The organism is Paenibacillus sp. FSL K6-1122 (assembly GCF_037977015.1).
Lineage (GTDB): Bacteria > Bacillota > Bacilli > Paenibacillales > Paenibacillaceae > Paenibacillus > Paenibacillus amylolyticus.
The window spans coordinates 2,271,453-2,290,801 of sequence record NZ_CP150272.1 but is presented as its reverse complement, the minus strand read 5'-3'; the positions used below and the strand labels follow the sequence as shown (position 1 = coordinate 2,290,801).

The window sequence follows — 19,349 nt, the reverse complement described above, 5'->3', positions numbered from 1 at the left end:
TTTTTTGAATTTTTATTGGACCCGATTCACTTCTACACCTGCGAGTTTCTCAAAATACTGAACGATTCCGCCATGGTCATCTGCGGCTTTACCATCAATCTTCAGTGCATGGAAAATCTCCAGCAACTGACTGCTAAGCGGTAAAGGAACACCGATATCATGCGCCGTTTCCATCACATTGGTCATGTCTTTGAGATTAATATCAATCCGTCCTCCAGCGACAAAGTTACGATCCAGAATGAGTGGCACTTTTGCATCCAGTACCGCACTTCCAGCAAGGCCACTACGGATTGCCTGATACATCTTCTCTACATCAATGCCAGCCTTGGCTGCAAATACAAGCGCTTCGGACATGGCGGCAATATTCAGGTTCACGATAATCTGATTCGCCAGCTTGGCTGTTGCACCTGAACCATTATCCCCCACTCGCGTTACATCCTGTCCGACCACTTGCAGAACCTCTTTCACAGATTCGAAAATCATTTCATTGCCACCCACCATGATGGCGAGTGTACCATCTATAGCTTTGGGTTCCCCACCACTTACGGGCGCATCCAACATATGCAAGCCTGATTTGGATACAAGCTGAGCCAGCTCTTTGGAAACGACCGGCGAGATTGAGCTCATGTCGATAATGATACTTCCCGTATTGGCTCCTGCCAGTACACCTTGTTCGCCCGTTATAACGGTGCGGACATGCTCTGAGTTGGGCAGCATCGTGAAGATGACATCACTATGCTCAGCCACCTCTTTCGGAGATGCTGCGCCTCGCGCTCCTGCATCAGCCAATGACATCACAGCCGTTTGATTAATATCGTATACGCTTACATCATATCCCGCCCGGATCAGGTTCAATGACATAGGACGTCCCATAATACCGAGTCCAATAAATCCAATTCGTTTCTTCATCTTGCAATCCCTCCAGCCTAAATTCTTCGCTTTTCACTCTTGTAATCGCTATCATTCCTGTTCACATTCGTTATTGTACACAACATTTTAATTTTTGTATACAATTTTATTATTTATGTATCCGAAAATTAAAATTTGGTTTTTAATCTTGTTGTTTATTGCCTTCTTTTTCGCTAAAGTAAAGGGAGAGGTGAAATACAATGCAACCAAGTACGGACAAGTCCCGTCCAGCTTATCAGCAGGCCTATGAAGTTCTGCGGGACATGATTTTGCAAGGCACCCTTTCTCCGGGATCCAAACTTGTGGAAGAGAAGCTGGCGACCGATCTGAATGTCAGCCGGACTCCGATCCGAGAATCCATCCGCCGGCTGGAACAGGAAGGATTAGTCGTGAACAAACGGGTCGTCAAGCTAACCGAGACCGATCTAAGAAATACGTTTGAATTACGGAAGTTACTGGAGGGACATGCGGCTCAATCTGCAGCTGCCTTCTTATCCGCCCAGGAAGTGGCGGCTCTTGAGCATTGCGTTCAAGTGGGACATACCGGAAGCAAAGAAGAGATTATGGAAGCCAATAAAGAGTTTCACGAAATCATCATGCGCGCGAGTAATAACGCATTGATGATTGATCTCTTCGACAAAATGCAATCCGTCATTTATCTATTCCGTCAGACGGTTGTGTATTATCAGCGCCCCTTCCTCATTGAAGAGCATCATCAGATCTGTGAAGCGATCAAGGCACATGACGGGCAGACTGCCGAACGACTGATGAAAGAGCATCTGCAATCCGATCTGGAATTCTGCCTTCATTTGATTCGATAACCGGATTCATGGATTGTTCGACTTTCTCACATCCGTATAAAGACGTGACCGCATGCGGTCACGTCTTTTTTTGTCGTTTGTCCCTCATATTATCCAGGCCCTGATTCATAGGTGTAAACATAACGATACAATGTCGCGTGTGACATGTTATTGAATCTGGAGGGATCACTCAATGACTAAAGGACAGCAACCTAACGAAAAATCATTTATTATCCCGCAACCCATTCGCAGTGATGGCGCTGGTGGACCTGATCTGGGACCCAGAGACGTCATGAGAGATATACAAAACCCCGATATGCTGGTACCTCCGGCAACCGATAACGGGTTATTGCCCAATCTGAGAATGTCTTTTTCCGATACCCATATGCAATTGAACCATGGGGGTTGGTCACGTGAAATCACCGTACGGGATCTCCCTATTGCCACTACACTGGCAGGTGTGAACATGAGCCTGACACCGGGAGGTGTAAGGGAATTGCACTGGCATCAGCAATCCGAGTGGGCCTATATGATCTGGGGAACGGCAAGAATCACTTCGGTAGATCAGAACGGACGTAATTTTATTGCGGATGTCGGGCCTGGCGATCTCTGGTTTTTCCCCAAGGGTCTACCCCATTCCATTCAGGGACTGGAGGATGGTTGTGAATTTCTGCTTGTGTTTGATGACGGGTCCTTCTCCGATCTGAATACGTTATCCATATCCGATTGGTTTGCCCATACCCCACCAGAGGTATTGTCTGTCAATTTCGGCGTGCCCGAATCCGCTTTTCAGTCAATGCCGAAGGAACAGGTCTACATTTTCCAAGATACCGTCCCGGGTTCCATCGAGAGCCAAGAAGTTCAGTCGCCATATGGTACCGTTCCTCTCACATTCAAACACCGATTGCTGGCCCAGGAACCACTCATTACCCCCGGCGGAAGCGTCCGGATTGTCGACTCCACCAACTTCCCCATCTCAACTACCGTTGCAGCCGCACTCGTTGAGATCCGACCTGGCGCCATGCGTGAACTGCACTGGCATCCCAATGCAGATGAATGGCAATACTATCTGACAGGACAAGGGAGAATGACTGTCTTTGGAGGCAATGGCATTGCTCGCACATTTGACTATCGGGCTGGAGATGTCGGATATGTTCCTGTCGCAATGGGACACTATATACAAAATACCGGCACAGACACTTTATGGTTTTTGGAGATATTCCGAAGTGATCGATTCGAGGATGTATCGCTGAATCAGTGGATGGCGTTAACCCCGCAGGATCTGGTCCGTGACAATCTGAATGCGCCGCCTGAGTTGCTCAATGCCTTGCGTAAAGTAAAATGGCCTGTCGTTTAATTTAGTATGTATATCTATCATTTAAGCTGAAATGGGGTAATTGTCAGAGAATCCCACTATATAAGGAGGAATATGAAAGATGAGAGCCGTTACGTTTCAGGGAATCAAGGACATTCAAGTCAAAGAGGTTGAAGATCCCAAACTGCAACAGAAGGATGACATTATCGTTCGTATTACTTCCACAGCTATATGTGGATCGGATCTGCATATTTATCAGGGAGCCTTGCCTGCTGCCAAAGATTACGTTATCGGTCATGAACCGATGGGCATTGTAGAAGAAGTAGGTCCAGAAGTGACACGTGTGAAGAAGGGGGACCGTGTGGTCCTGCCTTTTAACATCGCTTGTGGTGAATGCTTCTATTGCAATCATGACATGGAGAGCCAGTGCGATAATTCCAATGGCAATCCGGATATTCATACAGGTGGATATTTTGGATTCACCGAACGTTACGGAAACCACCCCGGAGGTCAGGCAGAATTATTGCGTGTTCCCTACGGGAACTTCACTCCGTTTGTGATTCCTGAATCCTGTGAACTGGAAGATGAGGCTTTATTATTCCTGTCCGATGTTCTTCCAACCGCATATTGGAGCGTGGAGAATGCCGGAGTTAAACCGGGAGATACGGTTACTGTACTCGGTAGTGGACCTATTGGGCTGATGACGCAGAAGTTCGCCTGGATGAAAGGTGCCAAACGCGTTATTGCTGTGGATCGCCTGCCCTATCGACTGGAGAAAGCCAAACGTTTGAACGATGCAGAGATCTTTAATTTCGAAGATTACGATGATATGGGTGAGCACATTCGTGAGATTACACAAGGCGGAACCGACGTTGTTATCGACTGTGTAGGTATGGATGGTAAAAAAACCACGCTGGAGGAGATCGGACAGAAGCTGAAACTTCATGGCGGTTCACTGAGTGCGATTGAAATCGGCATGAAAGCAATCCGCAAATTCGGTACACTCCAACTTACGGGTGTATATGGCTCTTCCTACAACATGTTTCCGTTAGGTAATTTGTTTGAACGCAATATCAATCTTAAAATGGGACAAGCTCCTGTTATACATTACATGCCTGAATTGTTCCGCAAAATCACTGCTGGTGAATTTGATCCAACGGAGATCATCTCCCATCGGATTTCACTGGAGAATGCAAGCGATGCATACCGCATTTTCAACGATCATGAAGACGAATGTACCAAAGTTATACTAAAACCCTGAACCGTCGCTTTGACTATAAATATGCAAAATAAAACAAGCAGAACTACCTGTTCAAGGTACTCTGCTTGTTTTATTTTATCGACATTCATCCTGTTACCGTTGCATAAACTGCTCAGCCAGCTAAATGGTCTGTACCTAATCAGACATGAGTCGGTTTAGTCGCTTGGATATACACACTTTCTCCTTGGAAGCTGTCGAGCTTCCCGTTCGTTGTCACTTCAAAATTGAAAAATTTTCTGATGATGGACGGTGCACTCAACATACTTGCTTCAAGTTCCCTTCTCTCCCGTTCCGGCAGTGCCGCACGGTTACACCACTCTTCAAACTTAAAGCGCTTCTGGAAGGAAAACATCGTTTCCATTCGGAAGCCCGCATACTCCAGCATATGAATCCATTCCGTCTTGCGCCATGCTCGAACATGGCTTGCATCCCGGCACTTCTCCACTTCATTGTAAAACTGGTCATTCTCATCACGTTCAGGTGCCACGTTGTCAATGAATAACAACCTTCCACCAGGCTTCATGACTCGTAATGCCTCATGAACAAACGAAGAAACGTCCGGAAAATGGTGAGCAGCGATTCGGCAGGTCACAAGGTCATAGATATCATCATCGAATGGAAGCTTCTCTGCATCCCCGGCAACAAAATCTACATTACAGTGTCCATTGCCCTGGATAAATTGTTCAGCCACCTGTAGCATTTCCTCCGTTAGATCGAGAGCTGTCACCCGCTGAACAAGTGGAGCCAGAGCGTTCGCGACATGCCCTCCCCCAGTGGCGATATCCAGCACATTCATATCCGGAGTGGCTTGAGATAAAGCCACGAGCAACGCGAGATCCTCACCTTTGGCATGCCCCGAACTCGTCACGTATTTACCAGCATTTTTCGTAAACTGCTTCTGTACCTGACTTTTAATTACATCAGACATTCCAATTCCTCCTGCATAAGTTTCATTAGACGAAACATAGTTTCAAAATATATTTATATTTATTTTACCATAGATGAATGTAAAAGCTGAAATAAAAAACATCCCCCAAGTGAATTTCACCCAGGAGATGTTTCTTATATTTATTACTTCACAAGCGTTGGTGACTTCTTCCACAGTCCCAAAATCAGACCGGAGATCACAGAACCAATCGCAACAGCGAGCAGGAACAATAATGCGTGGTTTGCCAGTGCTGCAACAAAGATCCCGCCGTGCGGAGCTGGTACATTAATGCTCCACAGTTGTGTCAATCCGCCAGCAACAGCGGAACCCAGAATACAAGAAGTCAATACACGTAATGGATCAGCCGCAGCAAATGGAATTGCACCTTCTGTAATGAAAGAGAATCCAAGTACATAGTTAGTTAGGCCTGATTTGCGTTCTTGCTCTGTAAATTTGGATTTGAAGAACGTTGTTGCAAGTGCAATCGCCAGAGGAGGCACCATACCGCCTGCCATAACCGCTGCCATCCATGCACCGTCTGTGTTACCACTGGATGTGAATACCCCAATAGCAAATGTGTAAGCCGCTTTGTTGAATGGTCCACCCATATCGATGGACATCATACCGCCAAGCAGCAAGCCCAACAATACCGCATTACCTGTACCCAGATTACCCAGTGCATCTACAAGCCAGGTGTTCAGGGAACCAAAGATTGGATCAAAGACATAGAAACTGATGGCACCTACGATCAGCAAACCAAATACCGGATACAGCAAGATTGGTTTCAAGCCATCAATCGCTTTTGGCAATCCTTTGAACAACTTACGGAGACCAATAACTACATAACCCGCCAGGAAACCGGCAGCCAAGCCACCAAGGAAACCGGCGTTTGAGTTAACCGCCATCAATCCACCGACCATACCAGGCATCAGGGCCGGGCGATCACCAATACTCATCGCGATAAATCCGGCAAGTACCGGAATCAGGAAGTGGAACGCACCTGTTCCGCCACCGATCGTTTGAAGCAGTTGCACAATCGGATTCTCAGGGCTAGCAAGCTGTTCGAACAAGAAGGAGATTGCTAGCAGGATACCGCCACCTACAACGAATGGTAGCATATGCGAGATACCATTCATCAGATCTTTATAGATTTTGCTACCTACACTAATCTTACCAGTACTTGCGCCCTCTTCCTTGGCATTTCCACCTTGGCTGCGATAAATCGGTGCATCACCGTTAACGGCCTTGCGAATCAGCTCTTCGGATTTACGGATTCCATCACTCACCGGTCTTTGTAATACCGGTTTGCCATCGAAACGTGCCATCTCCACATTTTTGTCTGCGGCAACGATAACCCCTTTAGCACGAGCGATCTCATCAGCAGTGAGAACATTCTGCGCTCCTTCAGAGCCGTTTGTCTCTACGCGAATATTAATGCCCATTTCCTGAGCTTTCTTTTTAAGTGCATCTTCAGCCATAAACGTATGCGCTATTCCGGTTGGACAGGCTGTAACCGCAACAACAAAATCTTCCGAATTGGCATTACCTACAATCACACCAGAAGTATTTTGTTGCTGACCAGTAGTAGAAGTGGATACGGCATTTGCTGCTTTTTCAGCTTTTGCTTTTTCTTTGGCTGCTTCCTTCTCAGCTGCTTCTGCCTGTTTGGCATCAAACAATGCACTAACTTCAGCAGGTGTATCTGTACTCATCAATTGTGAGATGAAATCGCTATCAATCAATAACCTGGAAAGAGCTGCAAGCGTACGCAGATGGGTATTACCTGCGCCTTCTGGAGCCGCAATCATGAAGAACACATGAGCAGGCTGATCATCCAACGCTTCAAAATCAAGCCCTTTTCTACTCTTGGCAAATACAACTGTTGGTTCGTTCACCGCTGTTGTTTTGGCATGTGGCATTGCAATTCCGCCACCGATACCCGTGCTGGATTCAGCTTCTCTTTTATAGATCATTTCCTTGAACAGAACAGGATCATTGATTCGTCCGCTTCGGTTCAGGCTTGCAATTAGTTCATCAATAGCCTCATCTTTGGTTGTGGCTTGCAGGTCCATGATCATCGTTTCCTGGATCATCAAGTCTGTTATTCTCATCTTGGTACACTCCCTTAAGTTCAGTCGGCCTGCCTAGGCAGGCCTCACTACATTACAATTACAGTGAAAACCTTTTATATGGCCGTTAGACTAAATCGTCGTAATGGTTACTTGATTACGCAATTCATCAATCAATTCACGTGTTGCCAGATCATCCGAGAACGCAGTTGCGCTTCCAGATGCAACCCCTGTGCGGAAAGCTTCCAGCAAATCTCCGCTCTGTACATAGGTACCTACGAATCCGCCAATCATGGAGTCACCGGCACCAACCGAGTTTTTCACAGTGCCTTTAGGCACATTCGCATGATGAACTTCCGCTTTGGTAATGAATAGTGCACCTTCGCCTGCCATGGAGATCAACACATGTTTAGCACCGGCTTCCAGCAACTTACGCCCGTATAACACCAGTTCCTCGCGAGTATCAATCGTTACACCAAACAGTTCAGCCAGTTCATGATGATTTGGCTTCACCAGCAATGGTTCATGTACAAGAGCTTCCATTAGTGCAGGTCCAGTTGTGTCAATTACAAATTCGGCACCCGTTTGCTTGCACACTTTAATGAGACGATCATAAAAATCCGTTCCAAGTGAAGGAGGTACACTTCCGGAGAGAATGACAATATCTCCTTTTTGCAATGAGGACAATTTGTGAAGCAACTGCTCCGCCTCTTCGGCACTTATTGCAGGTCCAAGACCATTAATCTCTGTCTCTTCTCCATGCTTCAGCTTGATGTTAATGCGAGTATCGTCTGCAATCGTAACAAAGTCTGTCCGAATGTTATCTTCTTGCAACTTGTCATTAATGAAACGTCCCGTGAATCCACCAAGGAAACCAATAGCCGTGTTATCTGCTCCAAGTTGATTCAGTATGCGAGAGACATTAATGCCTTTGCCGCCAGGGAGCTTCAAATCCCGATTCATTCGATTCAATCCGCCAAGCTTCAGCTCATCCACTTCCACGATGTAATCAATGGACGGGTTAAGTGTTATCGTATATATCATCGTTATCCCTCAATTATTTTAGTTTTCTGGGCGATTCCAGGCCGCCAATGTTCTGGCATCTGCTCGGTAATCAAATCGGCCTCCTCCAAATCAAACAATTTGGCAAAAGTAATTTCCCCTATTTTGCTGGAATCAGCCAGCACATAAGATTTTCCCGACAATTGATGTGCACGCCTTTTAATCAAGGCTTCCTCCGGATCCGGTGTTGTATACCCCATTTCGGGATCAACTCCGTTGCTTCCAAGAAAACATTTATCAAAACGGAAATTATCCATGTTCTGTAATGCGATACTGCCAATGACTGCTTTTGTATGAATTTTCATCATACCTCCGAGCAAATAACTGCGAATACGCTTGCTTACCAAAGCCTCAACATGTGAAAGTCCATTGGTAACAACCGTTACGTCTTTAGCTTCAATAAAAGGAATCATGGCTAACGTTGTCGTTCCTGCATCCAGATAAATGCATTCGCCATTTTCGATCTCCTGTGCAGCCAAACGGGCAATTGTCGTTTTTTGTTGAATGTTTTTGAACGTTTTTTCTTCCATGCCCGGTTCCAGCGTTTTTTCATTCACCAGTGCGGCACCGCCGTGGATGCGTTTGAGCATCTGACGACTCTCCAGATCGATCAAGTCACGCCTAATCGTTGATTCAGAAGCACCCAACACATCAACAAGCTCTTGCAATTTCACAATTCCCTGTAAATGTAAGCGCTCTATAATTGCAGCATATCGTTCTTCAGTCAGCATCTTCATTCCTCCAACTGCTTCTATAGTATCATAATTCACTCAAAAAACAACCACTTTCATTCAAAATAATTTAAAAACATTCAAAAACCCGCATCTTTCGACTTATTTTCTTGTCCAATTGTCCCTTTCCCTTACTTCATGTTCTTAAAGTTGGAATTCCGTGCCCTTCAAATCTTCATTAAAAATCCTGCAGCCTCCAGCGCTGGATGCGCGGCGTTGCAGGATTTTGCTGTTCATGGGAACTGCATGACGTTTATGACTCTACAACCATAGCATCCGGTTTGGGTTTAAGCCATTTGCCATCTTCATTAATAAAAGCACCCTTGAAGCGGCCCATCTCCAATTGTTCAATTAACCTCTCCTCGTCCATGACCAGAATCTCAGCGAGCTGCCCCGAAGTGTAATAGTGAGCGGGATTGTAATCGAGCAGCACAGGAACAGACGTATCATATAGTTCTTTGATCAGATTCTCAAAGGAATGCCGACCCAGGTTCTCCATATCTCTATAAAACTGCAAATGTTGGGACACCATATTACGGAAAGATTTATTCTCCAGATGCATCCACAACGTATTGCAGGCCCGAACACTCATATGATTTTGTTCCACATCGTAAAATTGAACTTCTTCAATCTTCATGTATTTCTCTTGAAATGCTACGATCTTAATCAAAGGTACATTTCGTTTACGCGACGCTTTCTTCAAATGGGCTCTAAATTGTTCATAGTTCATTTCATTCATCTATTATCCCTGCCTTTAACATGTTCCAACCGACATTTTACAACAAATTAAAGGCAAGTGTAACCTTCATCATATGAAAAACGAAAAAACGTGCAGCATCAGATGCCACACGTTCACAATATTATAGAGTGCGATTACTCAGCGAGGGCACCACTTTTCACCCACGTAGCCGTAAATTCCTGTTCTTCATACGCATAGAATTGTTGCAAAATAATCTCCCGATCATCGAGGAACAATTGATCCGCTATGGCAGAGACCAGTTTCGGCACCGCGCTCTTGGTCCCCGATATTGCCGATGCCGACAGACCACAGCTGGCAAGTGCAGAGTAGTTGAATACAAACAGTCCGTGCAACGGTTTCTCACCCTGTTCACTCCTGCTTGTCATTGCAAACCCGGAACTCAAGTATGGATGTGCGTCCAGCAACGCATTGCGAAGCTCTGGCGGAGCCTGGTAACAATCCTCCCAACGTGCGATGTATGGCTCCACAAGCTTCAGTTCAGGACGGAGTGCCGGATCACTGAGAAGACCTGTGCTAATAATCAGAAAATCAAACTCATATGCTCCCTGTGTGGTATGCACAATCGCGCCTTGGTCTGTTGCTTCTACACTCAGCCAAGGCGAATTCAAATGTAGTTCGAATCCAGGCCAGGCTGCCGCACGATTAAACGTATCATTGGTAGGCGGTTGATTGAATTTGAAGAAATGAGAGATCACTTCATATTTATCAGCAACCGGAAGAGCGTGGTATCGCTCTATCATACCGGATTGTTCCATCTGACGAATGGGATTAACACTAGGCAGTTGTTCCCGCCGGACAAATACATAAGCTTCTGCCACACCGGTGGCAAGGGCATAACTGGCATTATCGAATGCAGAAGCGCCGCCGCCAAGTACAGCAACCCTTTTACCTTTTAACCGATCAAAATCAATTGCTTCCGACGTATGTGCATACCGATCCCGAGGTAATCTATCGGCAATCATGGATGGCACATGCCACTCTCCACCACCTTGTATTCCCGTAGCAAACACTACTTTGCGAGCAAGTATAACATCCATCTGAGATCCAGCCTTGTTCACATGAAGTCGATGTATTCCGTTCTCCATAGGCTCAACCAGCGTCAATTCTACCTCATTAAGCACAGGCAGATTCAGCACTTTCCGATACCAGCGTAAATAATTCATCCAGTCTCCACGCGGGATTTTATCTACCTCTTCCCAACCTTCGGGCCCTACCTGTGCTTCCCACCATGAGCGAAAGGTTAACGAGGGGATACCCAGATCGATGGAAGTCAGATGCTTGGGTGTGCGCAAAGTAACCATACGTGCATAAGTCTCCCAAGGTCCTTCAAGCCCCGATGCATTCTCGTCAATGACCACAATATTGGAGATCCGTTCACGAAGAAGTCCAAATGCCGCTCCTAATCCACTCTGGCCTCCACCCACAATGACGACATCATAGACATGACCATCCGCATGTTCTCTTGGACGTACCCAGTTCGCGCCACCAAATGACAAATAAGCCAGATCATTCTTCACACGTTCATTCAAAGCTTCCAGGCTCATGATTCATCAACCCTTTCGAGATACATATATGAACTAATCTTTCTTTGATTATTTGATGTAAGTTTGTTGTCAGTTATATTGAGATTAATTGTGATTTTTCTTTGTTTTTCTGAAATATATTATCGTTATTATATGAGTTATCGGGGATTTTTTGAAGTTCGCGGTAGATTTATTGTCATCAATGCTAAAAATATCTAACATGCTTGTTAATTCCTACGAAACTCTAACTGGATTATTAATGCAGTTCCTGCTGAGCGGATGATTTGCAGAAAAAAAAAGACAGTCCAAGATGTAACCTTGGTCTGTCTTTTTAAAGGAATGCTATTGGCTGGCTTGTTCACGGCGCTGCAATTTTTCATTGGTTAATTTCTCAGGGGTCACATCATGACCCAGTGGGTCCACAACGGATACTGCCAGCATGGTTGTCAGCACCTGACCTCGAATAGCCTGCAAATATTGTTTTCTAAGCTCTTGCTGCTCGCTTTGTTCTGCTTTTGTCAAGCCGACGCTGTTGCGTTGTTTTCGACTTAATTCGTTAATGCGTCCCAAAATAGGAATCATGCAATCCACCTCACTTGTTAGTCCAAATTTCGAAAGATACTTCGAATATCTTCAAACTAACTTATTACAACTTTACGAATTTGTCCATAGGCGCAATCCGTTGAGAAGTTTTTAGGTAATCTCATGCACAGACCACACAATTCCATTTGTAGCACCACTGCCCAGGTTCAACGTAATCGTCAGCCCGTTTGCGGCATAGAACAGTCCAATCACATCTCCCGCATTCAATGCGACTTCTACTGCCAAAGTCACTGAACCACTTCCCAGCACTGCCCGCAGTGTAAGTAGCGTAATCGCGACATTTAGGACGGGCAACAAGCCACTGACAAGTGTCGTTACCGTAGGTGATGTTCTCTGTACAAGAAAGGCTGGGTTAACCCCAGCACCCAGAGATAGGGCAATCGCTGCAGTCGTTGCATAATTGATCGTGGCCACAATGGAGTATCTTCCGGTTACCGGGACGGTATAGTTTCCTGTTGTTGCATTGAAGTTGGCATTACCGTAATAGGGAGCCGTAGTCGTCCAGTTGGTTAACTGAGTGCTGGTTGCTGTCGAAAGTGTAGCCAGGAATGCCGAGAACCCTTGTGTTGCAAAATTGGGGCCGGTTGGGCCCGTGGCTCCTGTCTGCCCCGTTGCCCCAGTCGCACCGGTAGTTCCTGTTATGCCTGTTGCTCCAGTGGCACCCGTAGCTCCGGTTGCACTCGTTACACCGGTTACCCCCGTAATTCCATTAGCCCCAGTTGGTCCAGTCGGGCCGGTTGCTCCTGTGATGCCTGTAACCCCAGTTGCACCTGTAGTTCCTGTTGTCCCAGTTACACCAGTTAGTCCTGTAGCTCCCGTTATTCCTGTTTCTCCAGTTGTTCCGGTCGCGCCAGTTATACCTGTAACTCCTGTTGAACCAGTACTTCCGGTGGCACCTGTTACACCCGTTGTACCTGTAGTTCCTGTAGCACCGGTCACACCCGCAATACCCGTAATTCCTGTTGTGCCTGTGGCTCCTGATACACCTGTGAGCCCTGTAGCCCCAGCTGCTCCGGTCACGCCAGTAATACCCGTGGTTCCTGTTGTTCCCGTCGCGCCGGTCGTGCCTGTAACGCCTGTTACACCCGTCTCTCCTGTAATACCCGTGGTTCCTGTTGCTCCAGTCACACCTGTGATCCCAGTGGCTCCAGTCGTACCTGTTGTACCTGTTGTACCCGTAACACCAGTTACGCCAGTTGTGCCAGTGGCACCAGTCGCACCCGTAGTTCCCGTTGCTCCAGTAGCCCCGGTGGGTCCCGTCACACCAGTCGTACCTGTGCCCCCTGTTAGACCCGTCTCTCCAGTTTGACCAGTTGTGCCGGTGGCACCTGTAATTCCAGTAGCTCCAGTCACACCCGTAATGCCAGTTACGCCGGTCGTGCCGGTTGCTCCTGTTTCACCAGTAATACCCGTTGGACCGGTTGCCCCTGTAGCACCAGTCGTACCTGTAACTCCGGTTATGCCAGTCGCACCAGTGGCTCCGGTTGGTCCTGTTGTACCTGTCGTGCCGGTAACGCCTGTTGCACCCGTCTCTCCAGTCGAGCCGGTTACGCCAGTAACTCCCGTAGTTCCGGTTGCCCCAGTGGCTCCGGTTGCCCCAGTGGCTCCGGTCGCACCGGTTGGTCCCGTTACACCTGTTGTACCAGTCGCACCTGTAATCCCGGTTAGACCCGTCTCACCTGTCGTTCCTGTGACCCCTGTTGGACCTGTAGCACCAGTAATTCCTGTGGCTCCTGTGCTCCCAGTTAGACCCGTCTCTCCAGTGACGCCTGTTGCTCCGGTCGCACCAATTGTGCCCGTAACACCAGTTACGCCAGTCGTGCCGGTTGGCCCTGTTTCACCAGTAATACCCGTTGGACCGGTTGCTCCAGTAGCCCCGGTGGGTCCCGTCACACCAGTCGTACCTGTGCCCCCTGTTACACCCGTCTCTCCAGTTTGGCCAGTTGTGCCGGTGGCTCCTGTAATTCCAGTAGCTCCTGTAACACCCGTAATGCCAGTTACGCCGGTCGTGCCGGTTGCTCCTGTTTCACCAGTAATACCCGTTGGACCGGTTGCCCCTGTAGCACCAGTCGTACCTGTGACTCCGGTTATGCCAGTCGCACCAGTAGCTCCAGTTGGTCCTGTTGTACCTGTCGTGCCGGTAACGCCTGTTGCACCCGTCTCTCCAGTCGAGCCGGTTACGCCAGTAACTCCCGTAGTTCCGGTTGCCCCAGTGGCTCCTGTAACACCGGTTGGTCCCGTTACACCTGTTGTACCGGTGGCACCTGTTACGCCCGTCTCTCCAGTGGCTCCTGTCGTTCCAGTTTGGCCAGTTGTGCCAGTGGCTCCTGTAACACCTGTAAATCCAGTTACCCCAGTAACTCCAGTAGCACCAGTCGCACCTGTAATCCCGGTTAGACCCGTCTCACCTGTCGTTCCTGTGACCCCTGTTGGACCTGTAGCACCAGTAATTCCTGTGGCTCCTGTGCTCCCAGTTAGACCCGTCTCTCCAGTGACGCCTGTTGCTCCGGTCGCACCAATTGTGCCCGTAACACCAGTTACGCCAGTCGTGCCGGTTGGCCCTGTTTCACCAGTAATACCCGTTGGACCGGTTGCTCCAGTAGCCCCGGTGGGTCCCGTCACACCAGTCGTACCTGTGACCCCTGTTACACCCGTCTCTCCAGTTTGGCCAGTTGTGCCGGTGGCACCTGTAATTCCGGTAGCTCCAGTCACACCCGTAATGCCAGTTACGCCGGTCGTGCCGGTTATTCCTGTGTCACCAGTAATACCCGTTGGACCGGTTGCCCCTGTAGTACCAGTCGTACCTGTAACTCCGGTTATGCCAGTCGCACCAGTGGCTCCGGTTGGTCCTGTTGCACCTGTCGTGCCGGTAGCGCCTGTTACACCCATCACTCCTGTAATGCCCGTGGTTCCTGTTGCTCCAGTAGTCCCGGTGGGCCCCGTCACACCAGTCGTACCTGTGACCCCAGTTAGACCCGTCTCTCCAGTGGCTCCAGTCGCTCCCGTCGTTCCAGAAATTCCAGTATTACCTGTAACCCCAGTAAGTCCAGTAAGTCCAGTTACTCCCGTCTCACCAGTTTGGCCAGTTGTGCCGGTGGCGCCGGTAATTCCAGTAGCACCAGTCGGCCCGGATACGCCAGTTATTCCTGTGGAACCCGTACTCCCCGTAGCTCCTGTAACTCCAGTCGTACCTGTGACTCCAGTTATGCCAGTCACACCTGTGGCTCCGGTTGGTCCTGTTGGTCCTGTCGTGCCCGTGGCTCCAGTTAATCCCGTAACACCAGTTGGACCAGTAATTCCTGTTAGACCTGTTTCCCCTGTGATACCAGTTGTGCCTGCTACACCAGTAGCTCCCGTAGTACCCGTACTTCCCGTTGCTCCAGTCGTACCCGTTTCACCGGTTACACCAGCAATTCCTGTTATGCCACTAACTCCGGTTGCTCCTGTAACACCAGTTGTTCCCGTCGTACCCGTACTTCCAGTTATACCTGTTAGTCCTGTCTCTCCTGTTGGGCCATTCAAACCGGTAGATCCCGTTACACCTGTAGCCCCGGTGACACCAGTGACTCCTGTTAGCCCAGTTGCACCAGTTGTTCCGGTTGCGCCGGTTACTCCCGTGGCACCTGTACTTCCTGTTTCTCCAGTCAAACCCGTAGGACCTGTAATACCAGTTGCACCCGTTGTGCCTGTTGGTCCTATTTCACCAGTTTGGCCAGTCGAACCGGTAGGGCCCGTCACACCAGTCGTACCTGTGACCCCTGTTGAACCTGTATCTCCAGTAGTTCCGATTGAGCCGGTTGCTCCTGTCTCTCCAGTGACGCCAGTTGCTCCCGTCGTTCCAGTAATTCCTGTGAACCCTGTTTCTCCAGTAACACCTGTCGTTCCGGTTACGCCAGTCATTCCCGAGATACCTGTAATTCCGGTTGCTCCTGTCGCCCCAGTCGATCCCGTCGGTCCCGTCGCGCCTGTGAATCCTGTTAGACCTGTTTCCCCAGTGACACCAGTCAGTCCGGTCACGCCTGTGATACCCGTTGTTCCAGTAATGCCAGTTAGTCCAGTTGTACCTGTAATTCCAGTTTCTCCAGTTGCACCGTTCAGTCCCGTCACACCAGTCGGACCTGTAATTCCAGTTGCACCTATACCTCCTGTTAGACCCGTCTCTCCAGTGACACCTGTTGCTCCGGTTACTCCTGTAATACCAGTTGTTCCCGTTATACCACTAGTGCCAGTAGTTCCGGTCACACCAGTAAGTCCCGTTACGCCAGTTAAACCAGTCGTGCCGGTTGGTCCCGTTACACCTGTGTTCCCTGTTAGACCAGTCTCCCCAGTAACGCCAGTGGTTCCGGTCGCTCCCATAATTCCTGTAGCTCCGGTACCTCCTGTGACACCCGTGGTTCCGGTATTGCCAGTTAGTCCAGCCGCACCTGTAATTCCCGTTTCTCCAGTTGCACCGGTCGATCCCGTCACACCAGTCGTACCTGTGACCCCTGTTGGACCTGTATCTCCAGGAGTTCCGATTGAGCCGGTTGCTCCAGTAGGGCCTGTAACTCCAGTGATTCCTGTTTCACCTGTTGGACCCGTAAATCCGGTGACACCCGTTGGTCCTGTATTTCCCGTCAGACCTGTAGCTCCTGTCTCTCCAGTGACGCCTGTTGCTCCGGTCACACCAATTGTACCCGTAACGCCAGTTAAGCCAGTTGTGCCGGTTGGCCCTGTTTCGCCGGTGACCCCGGTTATGCCAGTAGCTCCGGTATTACCAGTTGAACCAGTAACCCCGGTGAGTCCTGTCGCGCCAGTTACGCCAGCAATTCCTGTTGTGCCACTAACTCCGGCTGCACCTGTAACACCAGTTGTTCCCGTCGCACCGGTACTTCCAGTAGCTCCAGTTAGACCTGTTAGTCCTGTCTCTCCTGTTGGGCCAGTCGAACCGGTTGAGCCCGTTACACCTGTAGCCCCAGTTAGACCCGACTCTCCAGTTACACCAGTTGTTCCGGTTACTCCCGTGGCACCTGTACTTCCTGTTTCTCCAGTCGCACCTGTTGGGCCAGTTACACCAGCTGTACCCGTGATTCCTGTGGTCCCAGTCGCACCCGTAAGACCTGTAATACCAGCTGCACCTGTACCTCCTGTTAGACCCGTCTCTCCAGTGACACCAGTGGCCCCGGTCGCTCCCGTAATTCCCGTCATTCCGGTTACGCCAGTCACTCCCGAGATACCTGTAATTCCGGTTGCTCCAGTCGCCCCAGTCGGTCCCGTCGCTCCTGTCGTGCCTGTGAATCCTGTTAGACCCGTTTCCCCAGTGACACCAGTCAGTCCGGTAGCTCCGGTCACGCCTGTGATACCCGTGGTTCCAGTAATGCCAGTTAGTCCAGTTGTACCTGTAATCCCTGTGGCTCCAGTCTCACCGGTGATTCCGGTTACCCCTGTTAACCCTGTCGTTCCTGTGACCCCTGTTGGACCTGTATCTCCAGTAGTTCCAGTTGCTCCAGTAGTTCCAGTTGCTCCAGTAATTCCTGTGGCTCCTGTTACACCAGTATTGCCGGTTATGCCGGTTATGCCTGTAACGCCGGTTGTACCTGTACTTCCCGTTGCCCCTATCGCCCCAGCAGATCCTGTAGCACCTGTAACTCCGGTGGTACCCGTTTCTCCAGTAGTGCCGGTGTTCCCAGTTAGACCCGTCTCTCCAGTGGCGCCAGTTGCTCCGGTAACGCCAGTTATTCCTGTGGTACCGGTAGTTCCCGTTACTCCTGTATCCCCGGTGGGTCCTGACACACCAGTCGTACCTGTGACTCCGGTTGTGCCAGTGGCACCAGTTGCTCCGATCGCACCTGTACTGCCTGTAAATCCAGTAATACCTGTTGCACCTGTTATTCCAGTCGTTCCTGTTGTGCCCGCAATTCCAGTAACGCCAGTTACTCCGGTTGTACCTGTTGGTCCTGTTTCACCAGTGACACCACTTATACCAGTGGCCCCAGTGAGTCCTGTCACACCAGTAATTCCCGTGAGGCCTGTAATTCCAGTAGAACCGGTTACACCCGTGGTACCCGTAACGCCAGGTAATCCGGTAGTACCTGTTGATCCTGTTTCACCAGTATTACCTGTTATTCCAGTACTTCCTGTAGTTCCGGTTGTTCCTGTTTCGCCAGTGACCCCGGTGGGTCCCGTTAGACCAGTCGTGCCTGTAACTCCTCTTAGCCCCGCCTCACCAGTACTTCCTGTCGCTCCGGTGAATCCTGTCAAACCAGTCGTGCCGGTCGCACCTGTACTGCCCGTAAATCCAGTAATCCCTGAAGCACCAGTATTTCCAGTAACGCCAGTGATGCCTGTTTCGCCGGTTGCTCCCGTCACACCCGTTAATCCAGTTGCCCCCGTAGTGCCTGTTGTTCCAGAAGTACCAGTGCTTCCTGTAGTTCCGGTTACACCAGTAACTCCCGTAGACCCGATCCCCCCAGTGGCACCAGTTGCGCCGATCGCACCTGTTATCCCTGTCATGCCGGTTATGCCAGTATTTCCAGTTGGACCCGTACTTCCCGTTGCTCCTATCGCCCCAGTAAATCCTGTAGCGCCTGTAACTCCAGTGATACCTGTGATACCTGTGGTTCCAGTAATACCAGTTGTTCCTATTGCTCCGGACGGGCCTGTGATTCCAATTTCGCCAGTACTTCCCGTTAATCCAGTCGAACCTGTAACTCCTGTGAATCCTGTTTCACCAGTAGATCCCGTTAGTCCCATCACACCAATCCCAGTTGGACCAGTTGCTCCAGTGAACCCGGTAGCCCCAGCTAATCCTGCAACTCCAGTTGGACCTGTGAAGCCGGTTATACCGGTATTTCCTGTAGCACCGGTCACGCCTGTAACACCAAATCCGGTAATTCCAGTTGCGCCGGTTGTTCCTGTGACTCCAGTCGATCCTGTACCCGTTGCACCTGTAACTCCTGTGCTTCCTGTAGATCCAGTTGCTCCCGCCTCACCCGTTGGACCGGTCGGACCTGTAAATCCTGTAGTACCAGTCACACCTGTGGTGCCCATCAGTCCGGTAGCTCCTGTTGCACCTGTGACTCCAGTTATTCCGGTACTTCCCGTGGTTCCGGTTACTCCGGTCCGTCCTGTTAAAATGGTTGCTCCCCATATGCCGGGATACCCAGGGTCTCCAGTTAACCCAGTAGCACCTGTTGCTCCAGTGAATCCTCTCATTCCCTGATAACCCCGTGGGCCGCGAAGGAAAGGAATCCTGTGACTTTTCTTTTTTTTGCATTTACGTCTGCTTTTCTTACAAGACTTACTCTTCTTCTTTGGGATAGAGTGTTTTTTTGATTTTTTTGCTTTCCGTTTACCTGTACTGATTGAGGAAATTTTGCGTTTCCTTTTGGATATACCGCTCACAAGAG

At 49.3% G+C, this 19,349-nt stretch carries 12 protein-coding genes; 3 read left to right on the top strand and 9 right to left on the bottom strand.

Translation table 11 applies throughout. The features are described from left to right. Nucleotides 1-12 precede the first annotated feature (12 nt). The gene (garR, locus tag NSQ20_RS10210) at nt 13-909 is read right to left on the bottom strand and encodes a 2-hydroxy-3-oxopropionate reductase (RefSeq protein ID WP_076318389.1); all 897 of its coding nucleotides are present in this window, start codon (nt 907-909) and stop codon (nt 13-15) included. Between the two features lie 200 nt (nt 910-1,109). Between garR and NSQ20_RS10205 the strand changes: the two genes are divergently transcribed. The 3 genes from NSQ20_RS10205 to NSQ20_RS10195 all read left to right on the top strand — a co-directional run bounded on the left by NSQ20_RS10205 (nt 1,110) and on the right by NSQ20_RS10195 (nt 4,285). After that, complete coding sequence (locus NSQ20_RS10205; protein WP_340032383.1) at nt 1,110-1,730, top strand: GntR family transcriptional regulator; 621 nt, start codon at nt 1,110-1,112, stop codon at nt 1,728-1,730. Between the two features lie 172 nt (nt 1,731-1,902). Continuing rightward, complete coding sequence (locus NSQ20_RS10200; RefSeq protein ID WP_047842342.1) at nt 1,903-3,066, top strand: oxalate decarboxylase family bicupin; 1,164 nt, start codon at nt 1,903-1,905, stop codon at nt 3,064-3,066. Between the two features lie 79 nt (nt 3,067-3,145). Further along, complete coding sequence (locus tag NSQ20_RS10195; protein ID WP_036609757.1) at nt 3,146-4,285, top strand: zinc-dependent alcohol dehydrogenase; 1,140 nt, start codon at nt 3,146-3,148, stop codon at nt 4,283-4,285. 139 nt (nt 4,286-4,424) lie between these two features. Here the strand turns inward: NSQ20_RS10195 and NSQ20_RS10190 are convergent, their stop codons facing one another. The 8 genes from NSQ20_RS10190 to NSQ20_RS10155 form a co-directional block, all read right to left on the bottom strand. Next, complete coding sequence (locus tag NSQ20_RS10190; protein ID WP_340032382.1) at nt 4,425-5,213, bottom strand: class I SAM-dependent methyltransferase; 789 nt, start codon at nt 5,211-5,213, stop codon at nt 4,425-4,427. Nucleotides 5,214-5,356: 143 nt separating this feature from the next. Next, nucleotides 5,357-7,324: a fructose-specific PTS transporter subunit EIIC gene (locus tag NSQ20_RS10185; protein ID WP_340032381.1), complete on the bottom strand. Its 1,968-nt coding sequence runs from the start codon at nt 7,322-7,324 to the stop codon at nt 5,357-5,359. Nucleotides 7,325-7,414: 90 nt separating this feature from the next. Then, nucleotides 7,415-8,326: a 1-phosphofructokinase gene (gene pfkB, locus NSQ20_RS10180; protein WP_340032380.1), complete on the bottom strand. Its 912-nt coding sequence runs from the start codon at nt 8,324-8,326 to the stop codon at nt 7,415-7,417. A gap of 2 nt (nt 8,327-8,328) precedes the next feature. Beyond that, nucleotides 8,329-9,075: a DeoR/GlpR family DNA-binding transcription regulator gene (locus NSQ20_RS10175; RefSeq protein WP_017689448.1), complete on the bottom strand. Its 747-nt coding sequence runs from the start codon at nt 9,073-9,075 to the stop codon at nt 8,329-8,331. Between the two features lie 253 nt (nt 9,076-9,328). Next, nucleotides 9,329-9,814, bottom strand: a complete 486-nt coding sequence (locus NSQ20_RS10170; RefSeq protein WP_036609765.1) for a hypothetical protein — start codon at nt 9,812-9,814, stop codon at nt 9,329-9,331. Between the two features lie 134 nt (nt 9,815-9,948). Next, nucleotides 9,949-11,379, bottom strand: coding sequence for an NAD(P)-binding domain-containing protein (locus NSQ20_RS10165; RefSeq protein ID WP_340019918.1), 1,431 nt, complete (start codon nt 11,377-11,379; stop codon nt 9,949-9,951). Nucleotides 11,380-11,700: 321 nt separating this feature from the next. Then, a complete protein-coding gene (locus tag NSQ20_RS10160) occupies nt 11,701-11,940 on the bottom strand; it encodes a DUF896 domain-containing protein (RefSeq protein ID WP_340032379.1) in 240 nt (79 codons plus the stop codon). Between the two features lie 111 nt (nt 11,941-12,051). Continuing rightward, on the bottom strand, nt 12,052-19,155 hold the full coding sequence (locus NSQ20_RS10155) for a hypothetical protein (RefSeq protein WP_340032378.1): 7,104 nt from the start codon (nt 19,153-19,155) through the stop codon (nt 12,052-12,054). Nucleotides 19,156-19,349: the final 194 nt, after the last annotated feature.

Bases quoted from the DNA above. Each gene is read 5' to 3' on its own strand.
- garR (WP_076318389.1), bottom strand. From the start codon at position 909: ATGAAGAAACGAATTGGATTTATTGGACTCGGTATTATGGGACGTCCT.
- NSQ20_RS10205 (WP_340032383.1), top strand. From the start codon at position 1,110: ATGCAACCAAGTACGGACAAGTCCCGTCCAGCTTATCAGCAGGCCTAT.
- NSQ20_RS10200 (WP_047842342.1), top strand. From the start codon at position 1,903: ATGACTAAAGGACAGCAACCTAACGAAAAATCATTTATTATCCCGCAA.
- NSQ20_RS10195 (WP_036609757.1), top strand. From the start codon at position 3,146: ATGAGAGCCGTTACGTTTCAGGGAATCAAGGACATTCAAGTCAAAGAG.
- NSQ20_RS10190 (WP_340032382.1), bottom strand. From the start codon at position 5,213: ATGTCTGATGTAATTAAAAGTCAGGTACAGAAGCAGTTTACGAAAAAT.
- NSQ20_RS10185 (WP_340032381.1), bottom strand. From the start codon at position 7,324: ATGAGAATAACAGACTTGATGATCCAGGAAACGATGATCATGGACCTG.
- pfkB (WP_340032380.1), bottom strand. From the start codon at position 8,326: ATGATATATACGATAACACTTAACCCGTCCATTGATTACATCGTGGAA.
- NSQ20_RS10175 (WP_017689448.1), bottom strand. From the start codon at position 9,075: ATGCTGACTGAAGAACGATATGCTGCAATTATAGAGCGCTTACATTTA.
- NSQ20_RS10170 (WP_036609765.1), bottom strand. From the start codon at position 9,814: ATGAATGAAATGAACTATGAACAATTTAGAGCCCATTTGAAGAAAGCG.
- NSQ20_RS10165 (WP_340019918.1), bottom strand. From the start codon at position 11,379: ATGAGCCTGGAAGCTTTGAATGAACGTGTGAAGAATGATCTGGCTTAT.
- NSQ20_RS10160 (WP_340032379.1), bottom strand. From the start codon at position 11,940: ATGATTCCTATTTTGGGACGCATTAACGAATTAAGTCGAAAACAACGC.
- NSQ20_RS10155 (WP_340032378.1), bottom strand. From the start codon at position 19,155: ATGAGAGGATTCACTGGAGCAACAGGTGCTACTGGGTTAACTGGAGAC.